At 72.0% G+C, this 6050-nt stretch carries 9 protein-coding genes; 4 read left to right on the top strand and 5 right to left on the bottom strand.

What is annotated here, in order from left to right; all coding sequences use genetic code 11:
* Positions 1-241, bottom strand: a 241-nt coding sequence (locus HP550_RS21870) for a hypothetical protein (protein WP_210767483.1), incomplete at its 3' end; no start/stop codon positions are given.
* A 140-nt stretch (positions 242-381) separates the two neighbouring features.
* On the opposite strand from HP550_RS21870, the gene HP550_RS00615 reads away from it, so the two are divergent.
* Together HP550_RS00615 and HP550_RS00610 are read left to right on the top strand one after the other, a co-directional pair.
* Positions 382-663 (top strand): hypothetical protein, encoded by a 282-nt coding sequence (locus HP550_RS00615; protein ID WP_175345664.1) that lies wholly within the window; start codon positions 382-384, stop codon positions 661-663.
* Between the two features lie 19 nt (positions 664-682).
* The gene (locus HP550_RS00610; protein WP_175345663.1) at positions 683-1429 is read left to right on the top strand and encodes a M15 family metallopeptidase; all 747 of its coding nucleotides are present in this window, start codon (positions 683-685) and stop codon (positions 1427-1429) included.
* 24 nt (positions 1430-1453) lie between these two features.
* Here HP550_RS00610 and HP550_RS00605 read toward each other — a convergent pair whose 3' ends face one another.
* Complete coding sequence (locus HP550_RS00605) at positions 1454-1834, bottom strand: iron chaperone (RefSeq protein WP_175345662.1); 381 nt, start codon at positions 1832-1834, stop codon at positions 1454-1456.
* Positions 1835-1842: 8 nt separating this feature from the next.
* On the bottom strand, positions 1843-2232 hold the full coding sequence (locus tag HP550_RS00600) for a nitroreductase family deazaflavin-dependent oxidoreductase (RefSeq protein WP_175345661.1): 390 nt from the start codon (positions 2230-2232) through the stop codon (positions 1843-1845).
* 163 nt (positions 2233-2395) lie between these two features.
* Here HP550_RS00600 and HP550_RS00595 point away from each other — a divergent pair, with 163 nt between their 5' ends.
* Positions 2396-2671: an iron-sulfur cluster assembly accessory protein gene (locus HP550_RS00595; protein ID WP_175345660.1), complete on the top strand. Its 276-nt coding sequence runs from the start codon at positions 2396-2398 to the stop codon at positions 2669-2671.
* A gap of 197 nt (positions 2672-2868) precedes the next feature.
* Positions 2869-4020 (top strand): ScyD/ScyE family protein, encoded by a 1152-nt coding sequence (locus HP550_RS00590; protein ID WP_175345659.1) that lies wholly within the window; start codon positions 2869-2871, stop codon positions 4018-4020.
* Positions 4021-4085: 65 nt separating this feature from the next.
* Here the strand turns inward: HP550_RS00590 and HP550_RS00585 are convergent, their stop codons facing one another.
* Together HP550_RS00585 and HP550_RS00580 are read right to left on the bottom strand one after the other, a co-directional pair.
* Positions 4086-4706 carry an FMN reductase gene (locus tag HP550_RS00585; protein ID WP_175345658.1) on the bottom strand — a complete coding sequence of 207 codons (621 nt, stop codon included), beginning with the start codon at positions 4704-4706 and terminating at the stop codon, positions 4086-4088.
* Positions 4707-4726: 20 nt separating this feature from the next.
* Positions 4727-5884: an LLM class flavin-dependent oxidoreductase gene (locus HP550_RS00580; protein WP_175345657.1), complete on the bottom strand. Its 1158-nt coding sequence runs from the start codon at positions 5882-5884 to the stop codon at positions 4727-4729.
* Between the last annotated feature and the right edge of the window lie 166 nt (positions 5885-6050).

Raw genomic sequence — 6050 nt, 5'->3', positions numbered from 1 at the left:
CGGCCAGGTCCACCACGCGCTCACCCGACGGGACCACCGGCGACGCCCCGGGACGAGCACCGCGACCCGAGTCGGACCAGACCATCGCGGGCGAGGTGGGCGAGGTGGGCGAGGTGGGCGAGGTGGGCGAGGTGGGCGAGGCAGGCGGCGACGGAGACGACGTGGGCGACGGAGCCGAGGGGTGTGAGGTGGGCGTGAACAGTAGGTCGTCGACCGCGCGCCGCTCGAGCAACGCCGTCATCGCCACCACCTCCTGCCGCAGAGTTCACCCGATCCGGACATAGAACAAATGTACGACCAGCCACTGACATACGGCGCTGACCTGGGCAAACGCGGCGGACAGGGCTGCGATGGATCCGAGCACACTCGTACACTTGTTCGATGGTCCGCGACGTCGACTGGTCGAAGTGGCAGCGCACGCCACGCGGCTGGGTGCGGGTGCCGCCGCCCGCCTGCGCGGCAGGTCATCGGTGGACCACGAGCGGCCCGGGCCGGCCGTCGGAGCGGTTCGTCACCTGCGGCTGCACGGTGGACCGGCACCACACGCTCTGGGTGTGCCCGACGTGCGGGATGCACTGCGCCGAGGGATGCACGGACCCGGACCTGTGGGCGGGCACGACGGTGTCGTCGGGAATCGTCGGAAGCCGCCGCGGGGTCGTGTGACCGCGGCACACTGGTCGCCATGGGGCGTCGGGCGCGCACGGCCGCGATCGTGATGGTCGTCGCGCTGCTGTCGGGGTGCGCGTCGTCGCAGGCGAGCAGGGCTCCGAGAGCGGCCAGCACGCCCAGCGCCACCTCCACCCCCGTCACGGCCCCGAGCGCTCCGGACGCGACCGAGGACCCGGTCGTCGCCGTCCCGCCAGCCTTCACGTCGGCGATCTCCCCGATCACCCCCGAGCTGGCGGCCCGCATGGAGCCGTCGTGGCGACCGGGCTGCCCGGTGCCCCTGGAGGACCTCCGCTACGTCACGGTCACCCACCGGGGCTTCGACGGTGTGGACCGGCAGGGCGAGCTGGTGGTGCACGCCGACGCGGCCGAGGCCATGGTCACGGTGTTCCACGCGCTGTTCGACGCCGGCTACCCGGTCCGGTCGATGCGGCTGGTGGACGACTTCGGCGCCAGCGACGACGACTCGATGGCGGCGGACAACACGTCGGCCTTCAACTGCCGGGCGATCACGGGCGGGTCGGAGTGGTCCGAGCACGCGTACGGCCGGGCGATCGACCTCAACCCGGTGGAGAACCCGTACGTCCGGGGATCGTCGGTGGCGCCCGACGAGGGGCGCGCGTACGCCGACCGACCGGACAGCCCGGGGGTCATCCACGCCGGCGACGAGGTGGTCCGCGCGTTCGCGTCGGTGGGCTGGCTGTGGGGCGGCGACTGGGAGTCCCCGATCGACTACCAGCACTTCTCATCGTCGGGACGATGACGGCGCTCGGGACGATGGCGGTGCTCAGGTACCGGAGAGCCGCGCGTCGACCTCGGCCATGCGGCGCTCGGCGATCAGTCGCACGGTCTCGACGCCGAGCGGGGATCCTGCGTCGAACCGCAGGGTCGCCCCGGACAGCGTCCCCTCGGTGAGCACGCCGGCCAGGGCGCGGGCCAGCGGGGGGCTCATCAGGTGCAGGCTGCAGTGGGTCTTCGCCACCGACAGGGCGACGAGACCCGCGCCGCGGTAGCGGATCGTCGGCACCTGGTAGGAGATCACCTGCTCGGCGTCGGGCACCACGGCGAGCAGCCGGTCGCGCACCACGCGCAGCGCGGCACCTTGCGCAGGCGGGATCGCGTCGAGGTACTCGTCGACGGTGGCGGCCGGGTATCCCTCACGGGACATGGCTCCTCCTACGGACGCGGGACGGCGGCGAGCTCGACGAAGTCGTCCACCCGCATCAGGCGCAGGCCGACGCGGATCACCCCGGGCACCAGCTGCGCCCCGGCAGGGCCGTGCAGCCGCCGGGGATGGCTCAGCACCAGCACCCGGCCCCGCCGGACCATGCGCGCCCCACCGGCGGCGTCGAGGTTGTGCAGCCACTGCACGTCGGTGCCGTAGGTGAGGGCGATGACGACGCCGCGCGGGGTGCTGAACGCGAAGACGGGCGTGCGGTACCGGCGGCCGCTGGTGCGCCCGACGTGGTGCAGCGTCGCGAAGGGCGGCAGCCAGTCGGACACCGTGCCGAGCACGGGGTTGGTGACCCGGCGGTTGAACCGCGCTACCTGCAGCGGGATCGGCATGAGGTCGACGGTACGGGTCCTGCGGCCGCGGGCACAGGGCGCAGGAGTGGTCTCGCCCAGCGGACGCCGAGTTGCGGCCGGTCGCCGAACGTGAGCACGGTGGTGTCGTCCGACGAGCCGCCCGCGAGGGTGGCACCACCGGCAAACCGAGAGGAGAGCCTTCGTGCTCACCCTGACTGACAACGCCCTGTCCGCCGTCCAGACGCTCACCACGCAGGCCGGTCTGCCCGACGAGACGGGTGGCCTGCGCATCGCGCAGCAGGAGGCTGGCGGCTTCGAGCTCGCCCTGGTCCCCGAGCCCGTGCCGGGCGACGACGTGGTGACCGACGGATCGACCCGCGTCTACGTTGAGCCCGAGGCGTCACAGACCCTGGCCGACCTGCAGCTGGATGTCGAGCCGGCCGAGGCGGGCCCCGCATTCACCCTCAGCCCGCAGTAACCCGCGCACGCAGGACCGACGACGGCGGGGAGCACCCCTCAGCTCCCCGCCGTCGCCGTGCCCGGGGCGACCTGGACAGCCGACTCACAGCGGGGACATAGTGGAGCGGCGCCCGATTCGGGCGGTTCGTCCGCATCCGCCGGCACCTACGCCGGCCGCTGACGACGCGGGCGATGTTTTCTCGACGAGGAGGAAGCATGAGGGGGACCAGGTCCATCGCCGTCGCCGCGCTCGCCGCGGGCGGTCTGCTCGTCGCCGGCCTTCCGGCGTCCGCCGCCGACACCGACGGCTTCGGCCATCGCGGTGCCACCGTGCAGGAGCTGGCCCGCGGCTGGCATCCCGGCCACGGGCACGGCCCGAAACCGCCGACCGCGGGGGAGCCGACGCCCGTCGCCGAGCACCTCGTGACCCCGTTGACGTTCGACCTCGACCGGCGCGGCACGCTCTACGTCGGGCAGGCGTTCGCCGGCACGCTGGTGAGCGTCCGGCCGGGTGAGGCGCCGCAGGAGCTGTCGCCGTCGTCCGGCACCGACGTCGCGGCGGTCTCGACCCTGCTCGGTTCGGTCACGTGGGCGGAGCGCGGGGGCGACCAGTTCCAGGTGCTCTCCTCCGTGCTCAAGCGGCGCGGTCACGACGGGCAGATCCGGGTGGTCGCCGACCTGCTCGCGTACGAGCAGCAAGCCAACCCCGACGGTGCCGTGGGCTATGCGTTCACCGACCTCGACCCCGCGTGCGCCGCGACCCTGGTGCCGCCGTTCGCCCCGTACACGGGTGCGGTGGACAGCCACGCGTACGGCTCCGTGAGCCTGCCCGGTGTCACCTACATCGCCGACGCGGGCGCCAACGCGGTGCTCAAGGTGGACCACCGCGGGCGTGTCAGCACGGTCGCGGTCCTGCCCCCGGTGCCGGTCGAGGTGACCGCGGAGATCGCCGGCGCGCTCGGGATGCCCGACTGCGTCGTCGGCCACCAGTACAACCTCGAGCCGGTGCCGACGGACGTCGAGCTGGGTCACGACGGCTGGCTCTACGTGTCCACGCTGCCCGGCGGTCCGGAGGACGGCAGCCTGGGACCGCTCGGAGCGGTGTACCGGGTGAACCCGTGGACCGGCGCGGTGAAGCCGTTCGCCTCGGGCTTCTCGGGCGCGACCAACGTGGCGATCGGCTCGGGCGGCACGGTCTACGTCGCCGAGCTGTACGTCAACCAGGTCTCGTCCGTGACCAGGCGCGGGGTGGTGACGCCGCTCGTGTCGCTGAACCAGCCGGCAGGGCTGGAGTGGTCGCACGGGAAGCTGTACGTCTCCATGGACGTGTTCGGCGACGGCAAGATCGTCTCGCTGCGAGTCCGGTAGACGCATGACGAAGGGCCCGACGCGTGTGCGTCGGGCCCTTCGGTCAGGCGGAGACCAGGCGGGGATCAGGCGCCGCCGAGCAGCTGCTCGAACGACGGCACTGCGTCGTAGAGACCCACCGGCGCGGACGGCTCCCGGTCGGCCACCATCTCGGCCAGCTCGCGGCCGGCGCGGCGGATGCGGTTCGGCAGCGGGTTGACGTCGTCGCCGCCGCCGTCGGCCCAGTCGTCGGTGGCCGCGAACACCGCGGTTCCGGCGACGTCGGCCCGCAGGTACGCGAACAACGGACGCAACGCGTACTCCAGCGCCAGCGAGTGCCGGCCGGTGCCGCCGGTCGCGCCGACGAGCACGGGCCGCCCGACGAGCGCGTCCTTGTCGAGGATGTCGACGAACGACTTGAACAGCCCGGAGTACGACGCCGAGAAGATCGGCGTGACGGCGATGACACCGTCCGCGGCGGTGACCTTCTCCAGGACGTCCTTGAGGGCGCCGGAGGCGAAGCCGGAGAGCGTCATGTTGACGATCTCGTGGGCGACGTCGCGCAGCTCCACGGTCTCGACGTGCGCGGTGATTCCGCGGGCGGCGAGCTCGGTGATGGTGGCGTCGGCGAGGCGGTCGGCCAGCAGGCGCGTCGACGAGGGCTGGGACAGCCCGGCCGAGATGACGACGATCGAGCGGTCGCTCATCGTGGTGCCTTTCCCGAGCATCAGGAGGAGAGGGAGTCTTCGGCCCGGAGGCCGGTGTACTCGTCGGTCGCGGTCACCGTCTGCTCACGCACGGTACCCGCGGCCAGCGCGGCCGCCACCCGGTCGGCGTGCGACGGCGGGTTGGCCGGCACGTGCGCGGGACGGGCGGACTCGGCCTCGGCGCGCAGCACGGGGACGACCTCCGTGGCCAGGATGTCGATCTGCTCCAGCACGGTCTTCAGCGGCAGCCCCGCGTGGTCCATGAGGAACATCTGGCGCTGGTAGTGGCCCACCTGGTCGCGGAACTTCCCGTACCGGTCGATGACCTGCTGGGGGCTACCCACGGTCAGGGGGGTGTCGCGCATGAAGTCCTCCATCGACGGTCCGTGCCCGTAGACGGGCGCGTTGTCGAAGTACGGCCGGAACTCGCGCACGGCGTCCTGCGACCGAGCGTTCATGAACACCTGCCCGCCGAGCCCGACGATGGCCTGGTCGGCCTGCCCGTGCCCGTAGTGCTCGTAGCGCTCGCGGTAGAACTTCACCATCTGCGCGGCGTGCTCCAGCGGCCAGAAGATCGCGTTGTGCAGGAAGCCGTCACCGTAGTAGGCGGCCTGCTCGGCGATCTCGGGGCTGCGGATGGAGCCGTGCCACACGAACGGCGGCACGCCGTCGAGCGGGCGCGGGGTCGAGGTGAAGCCCTGGAGCGGCGTGCGGAACTTGCCCTGCCAGTCCACGACCTCCTCCTCCCAGAGGCGGCGCAGCAGCGCGTAGTTCTCGATGGCCAGCGGGATGCCCTGGCGGATGTCCTGGCCGAACCACGGGTACACGGGGCCGGTGTTGCCGCGGCCCATCATGAGGTCCATCCGACCGTCGGAGATGACCTGGAGCATCGCGTACTCCTCGGCCAGCCGCACCGGGTCGTTGGTGGTGATCAGCGTGGTCGCGGTCGACAGGATGATGTTCTTCGTCGTGCCCGCGAGGTAGCCGAGCATGGTGGTGGGCGACGAAGGGACGAACGGCGGGTTGTGGTGCTCGCCCGTCGCGAACACGTCCAGACCGGCCTGGTCGGCGTGCTCGGCGATGGTGAGCATGTTGCGCACCCGCTCCGTGTCGTCCGGCGTCCGGCCGGTGGTCGGATCCGTGGTGACGTCGCCGACGGTGAAGATCCCGAACTGCATCTCGCGCCTCGCTCTGGTTCAGAGTTCCATGCGTTTGCATGTACTTGCCGCTCAACAGGGGGCTACCGGGTCCTATTCCCGGTGGGCGGAACTAGACAGTTGTCCAGGTCAACAGTGGCGGGCCGACCCGCGGAGCCACGATGCGCCGACCCGAGGATCCCGCTAT

The sequence above is a fragment of the Cellulomonas humilata genome (genome assembly GCF_013359775.1).
GTDB lineage: Bacteria > Actinomycetota > Actinomycetes > Actinomycetales > Cellulomonadaceae > Cellulomonas > Cellulomonas humilata.
The sequence above is the reverse complement of the archived record's forward strand: the minus strand, read 5'-3'. Positions and strand labels throughout refer to the sequence as shown.